Source organism: Xanthomonas sp. SHU 308, assembly GCF_000364645.1.
In the GTDB taxonomy this organism is placed as follows: Bacteria; Pseudomonadota; Gammaproteobacteria; order Xanthomonadales; family Xanthomonadaceae; genus Xanthomonas_A; species Xanthomonas_A sontii.
Genome location: NZ_AQOK01000420.1, coordinates 1 through 1,772 on the forward strand (window position 1 = coordinate 1; position 1,772 = coordinate 1,772).

Consider the following 1,772-nt stretch of genomic DNA (forward strand, 5'->3'; position numbering starts at 1 on the left):
AACTGCAGGCGCAGCCGCCGGCCCACAGCACCCTGGGCGGGCTGCGCGGACGCCGCCACCTGCGCGACGTGCAGACCGCCCTGCTGCAGGCGCTGCGCGCCACCCACGGCGCGCAGGCGACCCTGGCAGCGCAGCAGGCCGACACCTTCGACCTGCTCGGCCTGCTGTACGGCGAGATCGAGCGCGAGGTACGCCCCGACGCGCCGGCCGCGGCGCTGCTGGAACGCCTGCAGGTGCCGCTGGTGCGCGCCGCGCTGCAGGATCCGGCGTTCTTCGCGCGCAGCCGGCACCCGGCGCGGGAACTGCTCAATGCCGTCGCCGAATCCGGCGCCACCTGGCTGGGCGAAGAGGACAGCGATCCGACCCTGCTGCTCAAGCTCAACCAGGCCGTGGACCGCGTGATCGAGGAGTACGAAGGCGACGAGACCGTCTTCGAGCAGGCCCACCAGGAGATCCAGGCGCAGCAGCGCAGCCTGGCGCACAAGGCCGAGATCGCCGAGCGCCGGCACGTCGAGGCCGCGCGCGGCAAGGAACGGCTGGAGCTGGCCAAGCAGACCGCGACCGCCACCCTGGAGGCACTGTGCAGCGCCCGGCAACCGCCGGGTTTCGTGCAGACCCTGCTGCAGCAGGCCTGGTCCGACGTGCTGGTGCTGACCCTGCTGCGTCAGGGCGAGGACTCGGAGACCTGGCGCGAGCGCATCGGCCTGGCCGAGCGCATCGCCGAGGTCACCTGCCGCAGCGAGGGCGCCTCCGATGCCGCCCTGGCCGAGCGCGTGGGCCAGGCGCTGCTGCAGGTGGGCTACCACCAGCAGGAAGCCGAGGCCATCGCCCGCCGCCTGTCCACGCCCGGCGGCACCGACGCCACCACCTCGCGCACCGAACTCAACGTGCGGCTGAAGGCGCGCACCCGCCTCGGCGAGCAGGGCGAGGACGGCGAGCGCCCCTCGCTGCCGCCGCGCAACGAGGCCGAACAGGCCGCGTATGCGCGGTTGCGCACGCTGCCGTTCGGCACCTGGTTCGAATTCGTCGTCAACCAGCAAGGCGACCTGAAGCGGCAACGCCTGTCCTGGTACAGCCCGATCACCGAGCGTGCGTTGTTCGTCAACCAGCGCGGGCAGAAGGCCGCCGAACACACGCTCGACGGATTGGCGCGGCTGCTGGCGCAGGGACAGGCGCGCATCGTCAGCGAGGACCGCGCCCGCCTGATCGACCGCGCCTGGCAGGCCGCGGTGCGCGCGCTGCGCACCCTGGCCGGCGTTCCCGCCGCCGACGACGCCATGGAGGGCGCATGAGCGCAGACGCTCGCCGATCGCCGCGCCTCCAGGTTCCGGACATGGTGCCGGTGCTGGACCTGATGGAAGACGCCGTGGTCGGCCGCCTCGGCAACGTCTCCGAACACGGCATGCTGCTGCTCGCCTCGGCACCGCTGCACGAGGACGCGCTGTACCAGTTGCGCTTCGCGATACCGCACGCCGACCGCGACGTGCAGATCGATATCGGCGCGCACCTGTTGTGGAGCGAACCCTCGCACGCACCGGGCCAGGCCTGGGCCGGCTTCCGCTTCCTGACCATTTCCCCCGCGCATCGCGACCTGTTGCGGCAGTGGATCAACGCTGCGACCGGCGGCTAGCTGTGTAAACCCACCACGTTGTTCAGTGGAATTCGGGAGATGGGAGGCTTGTAGCCGAGGCTGGCGTGTGGTCGATGCCAGTTGTAGTGATGCAGCCAGCCGGGGAAGGCGTTGGCGCGTTGTGTGGAGTCGATATAGGAGC

At 71.3% G+C, this 1,772-nt stretch carries 3 protein-coding genes; 2 read left to right on the forward strand and 1 reads right to left on the reverse strand.

The annotated features are described in order from the left end of the window. Positions 1-1,292, forward strand: a 1,292-nt coding sequence (locus tag D588_RS0113950) for a DUF1631 family protein (protein ID WP_017916419.1), incomplete at its 5' end; no start/stop codon positions are given. Beyond that, positions 1,289-1,630 carry a PilZ domain-containing protein gene (locus tag D588_RS0113955; RefSeq protein ID WP_026143711.1) on the forward strand — a complete coding sequence of 114 codons (342 nt, stop codon included), beginning with the start codon at positions 1,289-1,291 and terminating at the stop codon, positions 1,628-1,630. The genes D588_RS0113950 and D588_RS0113955, both read left to right, overlap by 4 nt. On the opposite strand, the gene D588_RS26710 is transcribed toward D588_RS0113955, so the two are convergent. Beyond that, entirely contained in the window at positions 1,627-1,764 is a 138-nt protein-coding gene (locus tag D588_RS26710) for an integrase core domain-containing protein (RefSeq protein ID WP_345775587.1), read from the reverse strand. The genes D588_RS0113955 and D588_RS26710 overlap by 4 nt on opposite strands. Positions 1,765-1,772: the final 8 nt, after the last annotated feature.